Source organism: Sulfurimonas sp. HSL-1716, assembly GCF_039645975.1.
Classification (GTDB): domain Bacteria; phylum Campylobacterota; class Campylobacteria; order Campylobacterales; family Sulfurimonadaceae; genus Hydrocurvibacter; species Hydrocurvibacter sulfurireducens.
The window spans coordinates 1,708,956-1,725,770 of the sequence record NZ_CP147918.1; the positions used below are offsets into that span (position 1 = coordinate 1,708,956).

17 protein-coding genes are annotated in these 16,815 nt (G+C 41.2%); 8 read left to right on the forward strand and 9 right to left on the reverse strand.

Annotation, left to right across the window (positions count from 1 at the left end; genetic code table 11):
* Window positions 1-42 precede the first annotated feature (42 nt).
* Window positions 43-576, forward strand: a complete 534-nt coding sequence (locus WCY03_RS08685) for a peptidylprolyl isomerase (protein WP_345992109.1) — start codon at window positions 43-45, stop codon at window positions 574-576.
* A 77-nt stretch (window positions 577-653) separates the two neighbouring features.
* Here the strand turns inward: WCY03_RS08685 and WCY03_RS08690 are convergent, their stop codons facing one another.
* Window positions 654-986: a hypothetical protein gene (locus WCY03_RS08690; protein WP_345992110.1), complete on the reverse strand. Its 333-nt coding sequence runs from the start codon at window positions 984-986 to the stop codon at window positions 654-656.
* An 8-nt stretch (window positions 987-994) separates the two neighbouring features.
* The gene (gene serB / locus WCY03_RS08695; RefSeq protein ID WP_345992112.1) at window positions 995-1,615 is read right to left on the reverse strand and encodes a phosphoserine phosphatase SerB; all 621 of its coding nucleotides are present in this window, start codon (window positions 1,613-1,615) and stop codon (window positions 995-997) included.
* 74 nt (window positions 1,616-1,689) lie between these two features.
* On the opposite strand from serB, the gene WCY03_RS08700 reads away from it, so the two are divergent.
* The 6 genes from WCY03_RS08700 (at window position 1,690) to WCY03_RS08725 (ending at window position 6,911) form a co-directional block, all read left to right on the forward strand.
* On the forward strand, window positions 1,690-2,601 hold the full coding sequence (locus WCY03_RS08700) for a methylenetetrahydrofolate reductase (RefSeq protein WP_345992115.1): 912 nt from the start codon (window positions 1,690-1,692) through the stop codon (window positions 2,599-2,601).
* 104 nt (window positions 2,602-2,705) lie between these two features.
* Window positions 2,706-3,950 carry a serine--tRNA ligase gene (gene serS / locus WCY03_RS08705; RefSeq protein ID WP_345992116.1) on the forward strand — a complete coding sequence of 415 codons (1,245 nt, stop codon included), beginning with the start codon at window positions 2,706-2,708 and terminating at the stop codon, window positions 3,948-3,950.
* The gene (locus WCY03_RS08710) at window positions 3,950-4,378 is read left to right on the forward strand and encodes a thioredoxin fold domain-containing protein (protein WP_345992117.1); all 429 of its coding nucleotides are present in this window, start codon (window positions 3,950-3,952) and stop codon (window positions 4,376-4,378) included. Before serS ends, WCY03_RS08710 begins: the two co-directional genes overlap by 1 nt.
* 1 nt (window position 4,379) lies before the next feature.
* On the forward strand, window positions 4,380-4,790 hold the full coding sequence (locus WCY03_RS08715) for a DUF1566 domain-containing protein (protein WP_345992118.1): 411 nt from the start codon (window positions 4,380-4,382) through the stop codon (window positions 4,788-4,790).
* A gap of 100 nt (window positions 4,791-4,890) precedes the next feature.
* Window positions 4,891-5,829 (forward strand): HD-GYP domain-containing protein, encoded by a 939-nt coding sequence (locus WCY03_RS08720; RefSeq protein WP_345992120.1) that lies wholly within the window; start codon window positions 4,891-4,893, stop codon window positions 5,827-5,829.
* 143 nt (window positions 5,830-5,972) lie between these two features.
* A complete protein-coding gene (locus tag WCY03_RS08725; RefSeq protein ID WP_345992122.1) occupies window positions 5,973-6,911 on the forward strand; it encodes an HD domain-containing phosphohydrolase in 939 nt (312 codons plus the stop codon).
* Here WCY03_RS08725 and WCY03_RS08730 read toward each other — a convergent pair whose 3' ends face one another.
* The gene (locus WCY03_RS08730; RefSeq protein ID WP_345992124.1) at window positions 6,912-8,867 is read right to left on the reverse strand and encodes an EAL domain-containing protein; all 1,956 of its coding nucleotides are present in this window, start codon (window positions 8,865-8,867) and stop codon (window positions 6,912-6,914) included.
* Window positions 8,868-9,129: 262 nt separating this feature from the next.
* Between WCY03_RS08730 and WCY03_RS08735 the strand changes: the two genes are divergently transcribed.
* The gene (locus tag WCY03_RS08735; RefSeq protein WP_345992126.1) at window positions 9,130-11,478 is read left to right on the forward strand and encodes a tetratricopeptide repeat protein; all 2,349 of its coding nucleotides are present in this window, start codon (window positions 9,130-9,132) and stop codon (window positions 11,476-11,478) included.
* A 3-nt stretch (window positions 11,479-11,481) separates the two neighbouring features.
* Here WCY03_RS08735 and pssA read toward each other — a convergent pair whose 3' ends face one another.
* The 6 genes from pssA to hisA are packed head-to-tail and all read right to left on the reverse strand — an operon-like array spanning window position 11,482 to window position 16,807.
* The gene (gene pssA / locus WCY03_RS08740) at window positions 11,482-12,207 is read right to left on the reverse strand and encodes a CDP-diacylglycerol--serine O-phosphatidyltransferase (RefSeq protein ID WP_345992128.1); all 726 of its coding nucleotides are present in this window, start codon (window positions 12,205-12,207) and stop codon (window positions 11,482-11,484) included.
* Between the two features lies 1 nt (window position 12,208).
* Window positions 12,209-12,835, reverse strand: a complete 627-nt coding sequence (locus WCY03_RS08745) for a phosphatidylserine decarboxylase (RefSeq protein WP_345992130.1) — start codon at window positions 12,833-12,835, stop codon at window positions 12,209-12,211.
* Window positions 12,822-14,825: an ATP-dependent zinc metalloprotease FtsH gene (ftsH, locus tag WCY03_RS08750; protein WP_345992132.1), complete on the reverse strand. Its 2,004-nt coding sequence runs from the start codon at window positions 14,823-14,825 to the stop codon at window positions 12,822-12,824. Before ftsH ends, WCY03_RS08745 begins: the two co-directional genes overlap by 14 nt.
* A 6-nt stretch (window positions 14,826-14,831) precedes the next feature.
* Window positions 14,832-15,659, reverse strand: a complete 828-nt coding sequence (locus tag WCY03_RS08755; protein ID WP_345992134.1) for a 50S ribosomal protein L11 methyltransferase — start codon at window positions 15,657-15,659, stop codon at window positions 14,832-14,834.
* A complete protein-coding gene (locus tag WCY03_RS08760; RefSeq protein ID WP_345992136.1) occupies window positions 15,659-16,033 on the reverse strand; it encodes a chemotaxis response regulator CheY in 375 nt (124 codons plus the stop codon). The genes WCY03_RS08755 and WCY03_RS08760 overlap by 1 nt, the downstream gene beginning before the upstream one ends.
* 60 nt (window positions 16,034-16,093) lie before the next feature.
* A complete protein-coding gene (gene hisA, locus WCY03_RS08765) occupies window positions 16,094-16,807 on the reverse strand; it encodes a 1-(5-phosphoribosyl)-5-[(5-phosphoribosylamino)methylideneamino]imidazole-4-carboxamide isomerase (RefSeq protein WP_345992137.1) in 714 nt (237 codons plus the stop codon).
* Window positions 16,808-16,815 lie beyond the last annotated feature (8 nt).

The window sequence follows — 16,815 nt, forward strand, 5'->3', positions numbered from 1 at the left end:
CTTATTTGATATAATGCCCAAAAAAATACGGAGAACGAAACTATGAAAAAAATCCTACTCTCGCTGCTGCTGAGCTTTTCTTATCTTATGGCAGGCAACCCGATAGCCGTACTTCAAACGACACAGGGCAATATAGAGCTTGAACTCTATCCCGATGCCGCACCGAAAGCCGTTGAAAATTTTATGACCCATATAAAAGAGGGTTATTACGATCATGTGGCTTTTCACAGAATCATACGCGATTTTATGATCCAAGGCGGAGATCCGACTGAAACGGGCCGCGGAGGGGAATCTATATGGAAAAAACCTTTTAAAGACGAGTTCAAACCAGGATATGCTTTTGATGACGCGGGGGTGCTGGCAATGGCAAATGCAGGACCAAACACGAACGGAAGCCAGTTTTTTATCACGACTGCAAGAACCTCTTGGCTCAACGGACATCACACTATCTTTGGTCATGTCGTCGGTTCTATGGACGCGCTTATGAAATTAAACAAGGTTCCTACTTCGGGAAGATACGGAGGAGACAGACCTTTGGAGCGCCAAGAGATCATAAAGGCGTATATTAAAAAATAGTCTCGCTCAAACATGTCTAAGAGCGTTATCCTTGGATATGTTTGATCATCGCTTTCATCAACCGCAGTTAGATAAAGTTACTCTTCGGAATACCTGCTTTGGCTGAACTGTTTCATCCTGAGAGGATATCTCAATTTGTCTTGACGCATCTTTTTATACAGTTTGTCTTTCATAACGCTCAGTTCTTTGGCATCTACTTCAAAAAACTCCATCATCTTCTTATCCGAAACGTTTGCACTGTCCATCGTAAAAAGTCTCAGCTCTTTTTTCGTGAGTTTTCTTTTTAAGAGTGCGTACAGCTCTTTTTCATCATCTATTATCAAAGCCGGATCGACTTCATAAAACCTGCTTATCACTTCTCTTATGGACATATCCTCATGATACTGCTTCCATACCGAATTTTCTAACATCTTTTTCCTTATATCTTCTCTAGTATCTTTGTCAGATCTTTTGTATCGATTATGATCGTCGATTCTTTTTTAAGTATCTCTTTTGCACAAAACGCGACACGCGTACCTGCATGGGCAAACATTGACAGATCGTTCGCTCCGTCGCCCACGACCATCGTCTCCTCTTCGTTTACACCAAGCAGGTTCTGCAAACGTACCAGCATATCGCCTTTTGAAAAGTTAAACATCATATCACCGCCGACCAAGCCCGTCAATACACCCTCTTTATGATGAAGCGCATTCGAGAAATCCGCATCATATCCGAGAATATCTTTCGCATACGTTGTAGCCGTTCTAAAACCACCGCTAAAGCAGACTACTTTCATGCCGCGCTGTTTCAACTCTTTTATCGTTTCGACCGCACCGTTCATATATGGCAGCGAATGGCTGATCTCTTCGACTTTTTTATACGGAAGTCCTTTTAAAAGAGAAACTCTTTCTTGAAGACTTTCAAAAAAATCTATCTCGCCGTTCATGGCGCGTTCGGTAATAGTCGCGACTCTTTCTCCGATGCCGAGTTCCCTGGCAAAAAAGTCTATCGTCTCGCCATCCATCAATGTCGAATCAAAATCAAACACAGCTAACTTCAAATTTCACTCACTTTAGTTATAATTACGCAATTATACAATAGAGTTTGCCCAAACCTCTTATCTTAGGAATATATTTGTTTACAGAGCTTTTAGATAAATTGAAAAATTCGACCTATATCACGCTTGAGACTACACCAGGACACTCTCCAAGGTTCTCAACGGTGATAGAGCGTCTTGAATCTCTTGGACTCGCAGATCTTGTCGACGGATTCAGCACGACGGACAATCCTTTGGCAAAACTAAAATACAACTCTCTTTTTGCCGCAAAGATGCTTCAAGAGAGATTTAACAAACCCGTTATCGCAACGATGACTATGAGAGACAGAAACATCATCGCCCTTCAGTCCGATCTGCTGGGTGCGAACGAAGCCGACATCAGAGCCATACTCGCTCTTACCGGTGACCCTGCAAAACTCTCCGATCAACCCCATGTAAAAGGCGTCTTTGAGAGCGACAGCACCCTTTTGCTCGATATCATCTCATGCTTTAACTCCTCTATCGACTACGCAGGAAAACCTTTTAGCGTCAAGCCTGAGACCATCTACCCGTTTGGAGTAGTGAACTCCTATGCGAAAAATCCCAAGACACTCCAAAAAAAGATGCAGAAAAAACTGGCAAAAGGCGCTCTTGGTATCATTACCCAGCCGGTTTATGACACAGAAAATACGAAACTGCTTTTGGAACTGATGGAAAAAGCAAAAAAAGAGTGCTGTATCGAAGAAGCAGATGCGACGCTGATCCTCGGAATCTTTCCGATCACAAAACTCAGGACCGCACAGTTCTTGGCTTCGCATGTACCGGGCATCAACGTTCCCGACATCTGGATAGAAAAGCTCAGACGCGCAAACGAGATCTCTCCCCAAGAGGAGTATAAAGTGGGATTTGAACTGAGTAAAGAGCTTTTCGAATCGATAAAAGAGATACATCCGAAGATTCATCTGATGACGGCGAACCAGTTTGAGATCGCCAAAGAGATACTACTGTAAATTTTATCTGCCTTAAAAAGGCAAGCTTTAGTGCCTAAGCGGCTAGCGTAGTGAAATGGGCTTTGCTCATTTTACGTTTAAAAGTTTATTTTATAAGGGAAAAAATGATAGATTTAAAACTGCTTCAAAAAGATTTTGACAATATTTCTGTACAACTTAAAAGAAAAGGGGTCGACGAAGAGATACTTGCCGATCTCAAAGCCAAGAACGAAACTTTAAAAGAGGCGAAAACTGCCTATGAAGCTGCGCAGGCGGCGCAAAACGAGATGAGCAAGCTCTTTGGCGTCTACAAACGCGAAGGCAAAGATATAACCGAACTCAAAGAAAAAGTGGACGCTAACAAGATAAGGGTCACAGAACTCCTCGATGTTCAAAGAGAAGCCGAAGAAACCCTTGTCAAACGTGCCATGGCAGTACCGAACCTTCCAGATGCCGACGTACCCGACGGTGAAGATGAAGAGAGCAATGTCGAGATAAAAAAGATCCTCACACCAAGAGAGTTTGACTTTAAACCAAAAGAGCATTGGGAACTCTCAGAACAAAACGGTTGGATCGATTTTGAGCGCGGCGTCAAGCTTGCAAAAAGCAGATTTAGCGTCATCGGCGGCGTGGGTGCGAAATTGGAGCGTGCACTTATAAACTTTATGCTTGATTTCAACGAAAAACGCGGATTTAAAGAGGTCAGCGTCCCGCAGATTGTCAACCGCAGCGCACTGGAGGGCACGGGGCAGCTTCCTAAATTTGAAGAAGACCTTTACAAAATAGAGGATGACGAACTCTATCTTATCCCTACCTCCGAAGTTCCGCTTACAAATCTTTATCAGGATGAGATCATCCCTTCTGATGAGCTCCCGATAAAGATGACCGCACACACCGCATGTTTTAGAAAAGAAGCCGGAAGTGCAGGACGCGACGTCAGAGGAATCATCAGACAGCATCAGTTTCACAAAGTCGAACTGGTAGCTATCACCAAGCCGGATGAAAGCGACAAAATATTTGACGATATGGTTGCATGTGCATCGGATCTGCTCGAAGCCCTCGGACTTCCGCACAGACTCGTAACGCTTTGTACCGGAGATCTCGGTTTTGGCGCGGCAAAAACGGTAGATCTTGAAGTCTGGCTTCCGGGTCAAGGGCAATACAGAGAGATAAGTTCCGTATCAAATACTAGGGATTTTCAGGCACGCCGTGCAAAGATCCGTTTTAAAGACGGCAAGCAAAATACGCTTGTTCATACATTAAACGGTTCATCATTGGCAGTAGGACGTACGATGGTAGCTATCATGGAAAACTACCAAAACGAAGACGGGAGCATTACCATTCCCGACATACTTGAGAGGTACATGTAATGAAATTGATCTTAACGCTATTATTTTTAGGTTTTTCACTTTTTGCATCTGAGCTTGACGATTTTGCAAAGAAAACAGGTTTTGAAAGAGATTATGCTACGGCGCTAAAAAAATCCAAGCATCTGGATCTGCCCGTTATGCTTGTTTTGACCAAACAGGATTGTCCATGGTGCAGAAGACTTGAAAAGAACACCCTTGCTTCGGATACGATACAATCTCGGCTTAAAAATGAGGTTGTGGCAGTCATCGTGGACAAAGACCTGGAGAAAAAACATTTTCCTTCGCAAAAATATCAAGCGCATATCAGTCCAAAGGTTTTGTTCATCGATCCTAAGCGAAACAAGATACTGCTTGAGATCGACGGGTTTCTGCCTAAAGAAGATTTTGCTATGATGATGGATAAAGTAAAAGAGAGATGGAAAAAATAAAATGCTTAAAGCTTTAATGTTCTTGTTACTCTCAAGTACGTTTGTATTTGCAGGCGACTTGATAAGGAGCAAGAACAGCGTGATCGACATTAAACATCATCTGCAGTGGCAAGACACGGCAGATATGGAGGAAAACGACGCTATATGGAAAATGCAAAAAGCACATTGTCAGGGACTTCATCTATCGGGTTTTAACGACTGGAGGCTGCCTACAAAAGAGGAACTTTCCGCTCTTGCAAAATCCAAAGAAGCAAAAAAAGTTTTTTTACATTTGAGTGATCATCTGTTTTGGAGCGGCGAGGAAAATCCTCAAGACGACATCAACGCATTCACAGTCTATATGCCAAACGGCTACATATCTTCCAGCGACAAATGCGAAAAAAATCATTCACTGTGCGTTAGATCCCGATAATCCCCTCTTTTCAATATAAGAGCCAAATACCCGCTGGAGTTTTCATTTTTACCTTTTTATTATATAATGTTATCATTTGTTTCAAAGGACGTCTCTCGTTATGAGTACCACAAAATACATTCCCATCGATAAAAATGTGATTGACGAAGGGATGATAGTCGGATTTGACCTGTTTGTCTCGGCAGATACCGATAAAGAAGTGGAATGTTTTAAAAGGACCGGTTCGCTCATAACAAATGACGAAAAAAACGTCATCGACACCATAAACACCTTGTATGTCGAAGAATCTCAATATTCGTATTATGAAGAGTTCTATAAAAATATTTTAGAATCTCAAACCCAGTCAACTTATATAAGCTTTGAAGAAAAATCAGCGAGTATATACAAAAACGCTTCCGCCGTTTTAAATGATCTTTTTATGAATCCCGAAACACTCGCTAATTATGATGTCTGCAAAAAGGTCGTAAATGAGATAGTAGAGACTATTCTCGATGACGGATTTACCATCAAATCACTCTTGAGCATTGCCGAACATGACTACTATACCCATACCCATTCCATAAATGTCGCCATCTATGCCCTGAGCCTGGGTTCATATATCGGATTATCGCAAGAAGCGCTCTCGGAACTCGGTGAATCGGCTCTTTTGCACGATCTTGGCAAAAGTAAAATAAATCCGGCTATCATAAATAAAAAAGGCAAGCTCACCGAAGATGAGTTCATGGAGATACAAAAACATCCAAATCTTGGATATGCGATCGGGATGAAACTGGGTATAAAAAACAAAAACATACTCAACGGCATAAGACACCATCATGAAAAAATAGACGGATCCGGATATCCATCCAAAATGAAAGGCAAAATGATCCCTCTGTATGCCCGCATAATCGGCATATGTGATATTTTTGACGCTTTGACGACGAGAAGAAGTTATAAAAACCCTATGACAACGTTCGATGCGTTGAAATTGATGAAGATAAACATGAAAGACCACATCGATATAAACCTGCTTAATAAAATGATCACCATGTTTAAATAAGCAGCGCTCTATTTGCAGCCGTACATCATTCGAACTGAGTCAATATAAACGAACACTTTGCTATAATTAAACCGTTGATTTTTCAAGTCTGACAAACGACGATATCCGCGCCGTACTAGAGACAAGATAAAAAGGAAATTGCGATGACATCCGTCAAATACGTTCCCATCGACAAAAGCATTCTTAAAGAGGGAATGCAGTTTGAATTTGATATTCTTATTCCTTCCGATGCGAATGAGGATATGAGATGCTTCAAGGAAAACGGAACAGCCCTTACAAGTGATGACAAATCGATTATCGATACTGTCGAGACTTTTTATATAGACGAGTCCAAATATAAGAATTACCAGCTGATATGCAAAACACTTCTACCCGCGGATTCCTCCATAAAAAATGTCAGTTTTACGGAAAAATCGGCAAGTATGTACAAAAACGCCGCTGCGATATTAAACAAACTTTTCGAAGATCCCGACGATGTATCCAATTATGAAACATGTAAAGAGGTGGTAAACGAACTCATAGAAACGGTTACGGCAGAAGATTTTACCATCAAATCATTAATGAGCGTCGCTACACAGGACTACTACATCCATACGCACTCCATTAACGTAGCGATCTATTCACTCAGCCTTGGAGCTTTTTTAAGACTCAAACCGAATATCTTGTCTCAGTTAGGCGAAGCGGCACTCTTACACGATCTTGGAAAAAGCAAAATTCCTCCTGAAATTGTAAATAAAAACGGCGAACTCAATGACGAAGAGTATGAAAAGATGAAAAAACATCCCGCGTTCGGTTATACGATCGCATTAAAACTCGGTATCAAGAACAAAAATATACTGCAAGGTATCCGTCACCATCATGAGCGGATGAACGGGGCAGGATACCCCTTTAAGATGAAAGGAGAAGAGATCCCTCCTTTTGCACGGATAATCGGTATATGCGATATCTTCGATGCTTTGACAAGCAAAAAAAGTTATAAAGAGCAGTTAAGTACGTTTGATGCTTTAAAACTGATGAAGACGAAGATGAAAGACCGTATAGATATAAAACTGCTGACCAAAATGATCATTATGTTCAAATAACTACAGTTCCGTAGGCTTGCCGAAGTGATGCCCCTGCGCATAATCGACACCCAGCTCTACTATCTTGTCAAAAACATCCTTTGAACAGACAAACTCCGCAATCGTTTGAATATTCATCTTTTTGGCAAAGTCTACAATCGTCTGTGTGATCATCTGCGAATTGGTATCGGTATCTATATTTTTTATCATGGAACCGTCTATCTTTATATAATCGACTTTGAGCTTCATCAGATATTCAAAGTTGGAATATCCCGTTCCAAAATCGTCTATCGATATTTTTGCTCCGTAGCGTTTAACGTCATCGATGAACTCTATGACCTGGTTAAAGTTCTCGATACCTTCGGATTCAATGATCTCAAAGACGACTCTGTCTCTGATAGGGCTGTTTTTGAGTTTTTCAAGGATCAGAGCATGGATCTCTTTATTCAAGATATCTTCGACAGAGATGTTTATCGAAACAAAATAGGAAAGATCCTCGAACTTTTTAAATGTTTTTTCTATCATGATCTTCGTCAAATTATGATAGAGCTTATTTTTTTTGGAAAGTTCTAAAAAATGTATCGGGGTTATGTATCCGCCCTCATGATCGGATATCCGTATAAGCGATTCGTATTTGACAATTTTTTGCGTTTTTACGTCAACAATAGGCTGGAACAAAGGTACCACCCTGTCTTCGTCTATCGCTTTTTTCAATCTTTTGGTCCAGCTGAGATTTTTTTCATACTCTTTTGCCATTGCCATCGATTCTTCATATACAAGATAGTTCTTTCTGTTCTTTTTTGCCAGACTCAAAGCGATATCGGCATTTGCCAGAAGCACTTCGGATCCGTACGATATGCCGATGGTTGCAGTCAGGCTGACCTCTCCTTTTGAGTCGATATTGAAGCTTTTTTTGTATATCTTCTGGCTTAGGTCGGCAGCGAACTCTTTAAACTCCGCTAGATCGATCTTATCTTGACACAGGTAAGCAAATTCATCGGAATGCAGTCTATATACAATGCCTTTTTTGGGTGCCGATTGTATTAAAAATGCAGCGAACTCTTTTAGTATCACATCTCCGACCTGATCCCCGTAAAGATCGTTGATCTCTTGAAAAGAGTCGATATTTATGATCATCAAAAAGGTATTTACTTTTTTCTCGAGTTTTTCCGTCAATTTTTTTCTGTTTTCCAAGCCCGTAAGAGTGTCATGATAAAATTGATACTCGATAGAACTCAGCATTTCGTTGAAGGTGTCTTTTATAGAATCGATCTCTTCGATGTTATCGCACACATCTACACGTTTTGTGATATCTTTGGAGTTGGTTATATTTCTAATAACGTTTGAAAAGTTTTTTATGGGTTTGATCAAATGGATATTAAGTTCAAAAAATATGGCGATAAATATCACAATGGAAAAGATTATGATAAACACTATGAAAAAATTGATCATCTCATCAAGGGATATCTTGAGATTATCGATAGGATAGACGACATTTATAACGCCTAGAACATCACCGATCTCTGCATTCGTATGACATTTGATACACTCGTTTTTCGCAGTAACGGGATAACTGTATTTGATTACACCCGCCTGTGAAATATCAAGTATCTCTTTGCCTCTCATGGCTTTGATGATAGAACTTTCTGTTTCTCTTACATTCTTGTCGATATCGATATCGCCGAAACGGTCCGCGACTATTTTGCTTCTATAAGCATTGATCCTCATATTCGGGTCAACCCGGTTAAGTCTTGATATTATCTCATAGATGTCGCTCTTGTTCCATCCTCTTTGCATTGCGGAATACAGGGTTTCAAAAACAAACATACTGGTTTTTTTGGCATCCACGTATGCCAAACTGGATATAGCCTCTTTTTTCATATACTGGCCGTATATAAAAGCGGTCATAAGAGTCAGCAGCATTGTTATGAAAATGATCTTTGCAGTAATCTTTGCATAAGTCGTTTTTCTAGTCATCTATTTCAGAAACCTTTATCTCCCCAGAATGATCAGAGAAATATTATATTTTGTTTTCACATTATAATACTATGAAATCAGGTAAAAATCTAGTCAAAACCCCTACTAATTCATCTAAATAGATAAAATATCAAAAAAAGTTAATTTTTATCTACCGAATAAAATATTATTTAATATATATGTGGTTCTTTATTCTCTTTCTGGTACTTTAATTGCTTATACAATATAATCATGTTTATTACATTAAAGGTATGAGATCACAATGGCTGAAGAAAACGAAGAGATAATCATTATTCAAGATGAAGATGCGGCGGGCGGCGCCGATTTTATCTCGGATGATGTGGCTTCAGAAGTCAAAAGTGACGAAAAATCCGAAAAACAAAAAAAGATCCTTCTGCTGGGCGGCGCGGCGGCAGCTGTTTTAGTGATTGGCGTTGTTATCTTTCTTTTACTAAGAAGCTCTCCTGATAAAACCGAAATAAAAGCCGTTCATTTTATAGAAAAAAAGCTCAAAGAAAAACCGAAAAAGGTCATCGAACAAAGCCAGCTTGAAAAAATCATCGCAAAAGCCAATTACCTCTATACAAACGGCAATAAACAAGAAGCATTGAACCTGTACGAACAGATAGCTCTGTACAGCGAAGCGATCTCCCAGTACAACCTGGGTGTTGCGCAGCTTAAAGACAAACAATACAAAAAAGCACTATCGACCTTTAAAAAAGCGATAAAAAACAATGAGAAAGTATGCGTAAGCGCCATTAATGCAGCCGTATGCGCGCATTATCTGAATCAAAAAGAGAGCTTTAGATACTATATAAACCTCGCCCTTGCATATCTTCCAAAAGAGATAAACTCTCCTATGTACTCATACTACTATGCGCTGATACAGTATTACAAGGGCAACTATCTGGAATCTTTAAGCGGATTGGAACATCCTACTTCAAACGAGTACAAATACCAAAAACAGATCTTAAAAGCGAAAATCAACTCTTTGTTTGGAAATTATTATGAAGCTATCGATGCTCTTGAAAATCCTTTTGTAGAAGAAAACTCGCTTACTTTAGGACTTTTATACTCAAATATAGGCGATTTAACGTTAGCTAAAAAACATCTCGCGAGCTCCATCCCTCAAAATCTCTATCCTGTACGCGAAGAGCTTTCTTTGGCTCTTATAAACATAAAAGCAGGACAACTGCAAGAAGCTGCCAAACAGTTAAACAATCTCACGGATATGTATCCTCAGGAGGTCTATATTCCCTACCCGGTCAAAGTCTATTTGAAAGATTCTCTTTTCGATACGGAAGTAGCCCAAACACATTTTAGAAAAAATATGGACAATGAAACATGGATAAAATATGAAGAGATCTTTTATTTCGCTCCCTATAAGGTTTTTAATGCCGCCAACACGATAAGCTATATCAGGAAGGGAAATGCAAACATGTATATCGACGATATCTCGTCTGCAAAAGATTATCTTGAAAAAAGCAGATCGTCTTCTACCGTCAACTACGGAATAGCACAGGCGATAAAAAAGGCTCTCTCATTTAGACTCAGGGATGCGAACAAACAGCTTGAAGCACTCGTAAAGATTCAGCCCAAACACTCGATCCTGCATTATAATCTAGCTCTTACCTATGCACAGATGGGAGACATTCAAAAAGCATACGAGCATTTTAAAAGATCCTACCACCTTGATTCAAACAACTATCTTTCTGGAATATTTACCATAATGTGCGCACAGATTCTGCATAAACAAAACGACAAGTTTACATCTATTTTAAAAGATAATCTCTCGCATGAAGAACCATCAGAGGACACAGATCTCTACACCGCACTGCTGAATATAACACAAAACAATCTCTTAGGCAGTTCAAAATGGTTAAACAATACGTATCAGGACAGACCGCTTTATCTCATTTTAAATGCAATAATCGCCTCCAAATTGGGAAAAAACGACATAGTGCAGAGATCGGCACAAAAACTAAGCTTTCTGCTGCCTCATGACATACTGCCTCAGATCATCTACTGCAACAGTAAATTCAAAAACGACGACAGCAAAGAGTATGCAAAAGAAACGCTGTTTTTTATGAAAAAACAGAATTTCAACTACGAAGACCTTTATTTCGGACCCTATATAACCAGATATCTTTACGTGCAGCAGGCTCTTGTCACCGGAACTCTATATCCTTTGCAGCTCAAACTGCAGGAAAAACTAAACACCACGAAAGAGTCTCCCGAAGAGATACTTTACACTCTTGCATTAACGCATCTTTTCAGCAAAGACGCAGAACAGGCCTATACTATCTTCAACCAGCTGATCGACGACTATAAAATAAACGATGCGCATACGCTGTTTCTCGGAGCGGTGGCTTCTATCGCAGCGGGGCACCATGAAAATGCTATCGCCCTTTTAGAGCTGGCAAAATTGAAAAATCCGGAATATTCGGAGAGCCGGTTCGCTCTTGGTCTTTTATATCTTGAACAAAAGAACAACAAAGGAGCGGTCATACAGCTCGGACATATCCAAGAGAGCGGTTTTCAGTCAAACTACTTTACATTCGGTATAGACACAAACGAGTTGTTTTTCAAAAAAGAGCATCCCGACAAATAAGAACTACTCTTTTCTGTTTATAGACCTTTTATTCATATTTACGACCGCTCTTATCAGTCCGTAAAGGATATAGACGACAAATATCAAAGCAAAGCCCTCTATAGGATAGACGAAGATACCAAGAGCCAGACACAAAAGCAAAACGAATAATCTCAGTGCATATCTTTTTGTAAAATTGAGCTTTTTGAAACTAGGATATCTTATATTGCTGACCATTAAAAATGAGATGAGCATCGATAGACCTAAAAGGACATATAAATAACGGTGTAAAAAATCATATTTTTCAAATAAGAGAATCAAAATAGATATGAAAACAGCTGCGGTAGGGATGGGAACACCTATAAATACAGAGGGTTCGACTTGAGAGGTCATTACATTGAAACGGGCAAGCCGGATCGCTCCGAATATGACGAATAGCGCGGTTGCAACGATACCGATTCTTCCATAATCATGACCGGCATACATATAAAGCAATATCGAAGGAGCAACACCAAAAGCAACCAGATCGGCAAGAGAATCGAACTCTACGCCGAATCTGCTGCAGGTGTTTGTAAGACGCGCCACCCTGCCGTCCAGACCGTCAAAGATAAGAGCGAGCATAATAAGCCATGAGGCAGTTACGAACTCTCCGTTAATGGAGTTTACGATACTGATGACACCGGCAAAAATACCAGAAGCGGTAAATATATTCGGAAGGATATAGATTACGCCGGATTTTTGTCTGGACATCTTAGGTTATATATCCTAAAAGCGTTTCGCCGGCTCTGACCTTCTCACCCACATGCAAAGAAAGCCTGCATGTCATAGGAAGAGTGATGATCGTTTTGCCTTTTGTCATGACACCGTATCTTTTGCCTTGGTTGAATTCTTGGTCAAGATGCAAGTTTGCCGTTATATCGTCAATGCTGTTGTCTAAGAGATGCTGAATGTGCATGATATGCCCATCTTTGTCTTCAAACGACACTTCGAACTTTTCATTTAAGAACATGGCTTTTCTTATGTCCGTCGAGAGCCTTGCCCCTTTTCTGATATGAAACGATTTTACTTTTGAGAGGAACGGCACCCTAAGGATCGAAGTATCGAGCAAAGACGATTTTATTACGATCTCGTATCCGTTATCAAGCGTATTTATTGCTGTTATCTTTCCGTCTACCGGGCTCACGAGAGAACCTGTTTGAAAGTAGGGAGTCTCTCTTTCAGGATTTCTGTATATAAAAATAAAAAAGATGAGCGCCGCAAAGCTTAAAAATTTAAAGAGACCCCAGCCAAACAAGGCGAATATAATAAAAAAAGCAACCGCTGCAGCTATATGCTTGTAACCTGCTTTTGAAACTATAAACGTATCATTCATCATCATTTTTTTTCTCTTCACCTATACCGGGACGCTTTTTGGTCATATTCGCATCCTCTTTCAATTCGTCTTCGATCTCATCGCTTACCGGTTCAAGTTTGCTTTCGATATTATTGTCTTTTTCAAACTTCTCTATGATCGAACGGACATCTTCGCCTGTTATGTTTTCTTTATCATAAAGCAGCGCAACCATGTTTTCAATAGCGTCACGGTACTCTTCAAGACTCTTTTTGACTTGGACATAATGTTCATCCAGATTACGTTTGATGAACGAATCCATGTCCTCAGCCATCTTTTCACTGAACTCTCTAGCAGCAGGTCCGCCGCCGCCAAGGAAAGACTGGCGCTGTTTTTCCAGTACCATAAGTCCGGCAACGTCACTCATTCCATAAACTTGAACCATAGATTTTATGATCTCCGTGGCACGTTCCAGATCGTTTCCGGCGCCTGTGGATATCTCGCCTAAAAAAACCTCTTCTGCCGCACGCCCTCCTAAAAGCACGTCGACCTCCGCCCAAAGCTCGTGGCGCTGAGCCATAAATTTGTTCTCTTCGGGAGTGTTTAGCGTATATCCGAGCGCTGCAAGTCCGCGCGGAACAATCGAAACTTTAGAGACTTTTTTCGCGCCTTTTGTTATCTCGGCAATCAGCGCATGACCGCTTTCATGGTAAGCGACAATCTTTTTCTCTTTAGGATTGATACGGCGGGATTTTTTTGCAAGTCCGGCGATAGCACGTTCGACCGCTTCGAACAGATCTTTTTGGGTCACGCTTTTTTTACCGTTACGTCCGGCTAAAAGAGCACCTTCGTTTATGATGTTAGCCAAATCGGCGCCCGCAAGTCCGGCCGTAATGCGCGCTATCTCTTCAAGATCCACGTCATCTGCGAGTTTTACGCCTCTTACGTGCACTTTCAATATCTCTATACGCCCTTGAAAATCAGGCTTGTCAACCAAGACCTGTCTGTCAAAACGACCCGGGCGCAATAATGCGCTGTCAAGTACTTCCGGACGGTTCGTTGCCGCTAAGATGATGATAGGCGTATCCGTTCCAAACCCGTCCATCTCCGCAAGAAGCTGGTTCAGCGTCTGTTCACGCTCGTCGTTACCGCCCATCATGCCGCTTGCCGCACGGCTTTTACCTATGGCGTCAATCTCATCGATGAAGATGATGGAAGGAGCATCTTTTTTCGCCTGTTCGAACAGGTCGCGCACACGAGCCGCACCCACACCGACGAACATCTCTATGAAACTTGAACCGCTGACGGAGAAGAACGGAACTTCAGCTTCTCCCGCGACGGCTTTTGCCAAAAGGGTCTTACCCGTACCGGGACTGCCGACTAAAAGAACCCCTTTTGGTATCTTTGCTCCGAGTTCCACATATCTTTGAGGGTATTTTAGAAAGTCTACTATCTCAAGGACTTCCTCTTTTGCTTCCTGAGCACCTGCGACATCGTCAAACTTTGTCTTCGGTTTTTCCGAGTTTACGAGTTTTTTCGAATTGCCCATTCCCAGGATTCCGCTGCCCATATTTTTTTGCATACGCCCTGCAAAGAACATCCATATGCCGATGATGATCAAAAACGGCAGCAGCCATCCGAACATCTCAGTAAACCAGTTTGACTCGCTGAAGCCCGAATAATCGATATTCTCTTTATCAAGTAACGGTACAAGAGTGTTATCGCCGCTTACCATACGCGTCGTATAAGAGATCTTTCTGCCGTCTTCAGTACCTAGCGCACGTATATAGCTCTGCCCGATCTCTACTTTTTGCACTTTTTTTTCATTTACCAAGGTTTTTAGCTCGGAATAACTGATCTGTTTGTTTTTGACCGTCGCACCGATCGACGAGCTCATAGGCCCCGATGCACCTTGTTCGCCGATAAGCGTCTTAAAGATCAAGATTATAACTACTGAAAATATTGCAAAAGTTATAAGCGGATTATTATTGAAGAAATTATTGTTTTTATTATTGCTATTATTGTCGGGAGATCCCATAATGTTTTATCCTCTTTTTAAAATTAATGTTACCCATTCATCTTGTGGTATTCGCTCGATCAACTCACAATCCTGATAAAACTTCAACACTTTGTTCTCATATTTGTCTAAAATCCCAGATAAGACCATGATCCCGCCGGATTTCGTGATCTTTTTCAGATCGTTTGCAATGTATGTCAAGACGTCCGCTACGATATTTGCTATCGTCACGTCATATTTTGTATTGCCGGCGGATGCCGAACCTTCCCAGATATTTCTATATTCTACACTATTTTCCGTAGCATTTATCTTAGAATTTTCAACTGATATCGGATCCGTGTCACAGGCATCAGCTACGGCTCCGAGTTTCATAGCGGCGATACTCAGTATCCCGCTTCCGCATCCCACGTCTATGACCTCATCAGCCTCTTTTACATATTTTGCGACCGCTTTAAGGCATGTCGCCGTTGTCGGGTGATGCCCCGTTCCAAAAGCCAGAGCTGGGTCTATGGCTATGTTTACTTTGCCGTTTTTCGGCTCTTCCCAGGTCGGATAGATATAAAATTGATCGATTTCGACCGGAGTCACACCCTCTTGGTATTCTTTGACCCAGTCGCTGTTTTTCTCTTTAGTCAAAACGATCTCTATGTCTATAGGCTGTTTCAAAGCTTTTTGCAAAGCTTCGCCAAACTGCTCGACTCCCCATTTTATGGTCTCAAGCTCATCTTCGCTGCGGATGATAAAACCGTCATCCGTCTCTTCAAAACCTATAGGTAGAATATCGTTTAAAAAGTCACTAAAAAGATCGTGGTGAGATGAGACTCTCACCGCGAGTTGATTGTAGAGTTCTTGCATTAACCCTCAATGCCCATAACTGCAGCGAGTTTCTCTTTTAATACTTGAGGAGTAAAAGGTTTGACAATATAGTTGTTTACGCCTGCTTTTAATGCCGTTATAACTTCGGCTTTACCGCCTTCTGTTGTGACCATGATGATCGGCAAATCTTTAAAACGGGCATCGGCGCGGACTTTTTTAACAAGCTCCAGGCCGTTCATCTCGGGCATATTCCAGTCAGTGATCAGCATGCCGAGATCCGGATTTTCTGTTAAAACGTTCCACCCTTGCACTCCGTCTTCACCCTCTAAAATATCTTTATATCCTAGACGAGCCAAAGTATTTTTTATGATACGGCGCATTGTAGAACTATCATCAACTACTAATAATTTCAAATATAATCCTTTAGATAAATTATATATTTTGTTAAGAATTCAGGCTAATAATAGCCTAATTTAGTTTGAAGTAACTTTAAACATGTGCTCTAAGTCCAAAGTACCCTCGTAATATGCTTTACCTATGATGACGCCGTCGATCTCGCCGGTCGCCATCAAAGCTTCAATATCTCCGGCATCTTTCACTCCGCCGCTTGCGATCGTGCTCACTCCGCTTGCTCTTGCGATCTCAAGAGTAAAATCGACATTTACGCCGCTTAATGTACCGTCTTTGCCGACATCCGTACAAATAATAGCCTCGACTCCCGCATTTGCGAACTCACGTGCCAGATCCGTAGCTTTCATAGAACTTACTTCTCCCCAGCCTTCAACCGCCACAAAACCGTCTATTGCGTCTATTCCCACCGCTATAGGGTACTTTGCGGCCATCTCTTTGACAAAAGAGGGGTCTTTCACGGCAATTGATCCCAAGATCACTCTGTCGATTCCGATTTCAAGCATTTTTTGTACCGTTTTTTCATCACGGATACCCCCGCCGAGCTCCAGCTTGACATTGCAGTTTTCTCTTATCTTTATGATCTGTTCAAGATTTTTCGGTTCGCCTGCAAACGCACCGTTAAGATCGACAAGATGCACCCACTCAGCCCCCATGCTTTCGAACTTTTTAACAAGTTCCCATGGTTCGTTTGAGTATATCTTCGCGCTCTCCATCAAGCCTTTTGTAAGGCGAACTGCTTTTCCATCTTTTAAATCGATTGCCGGGTATAAAGTCATAATATCGT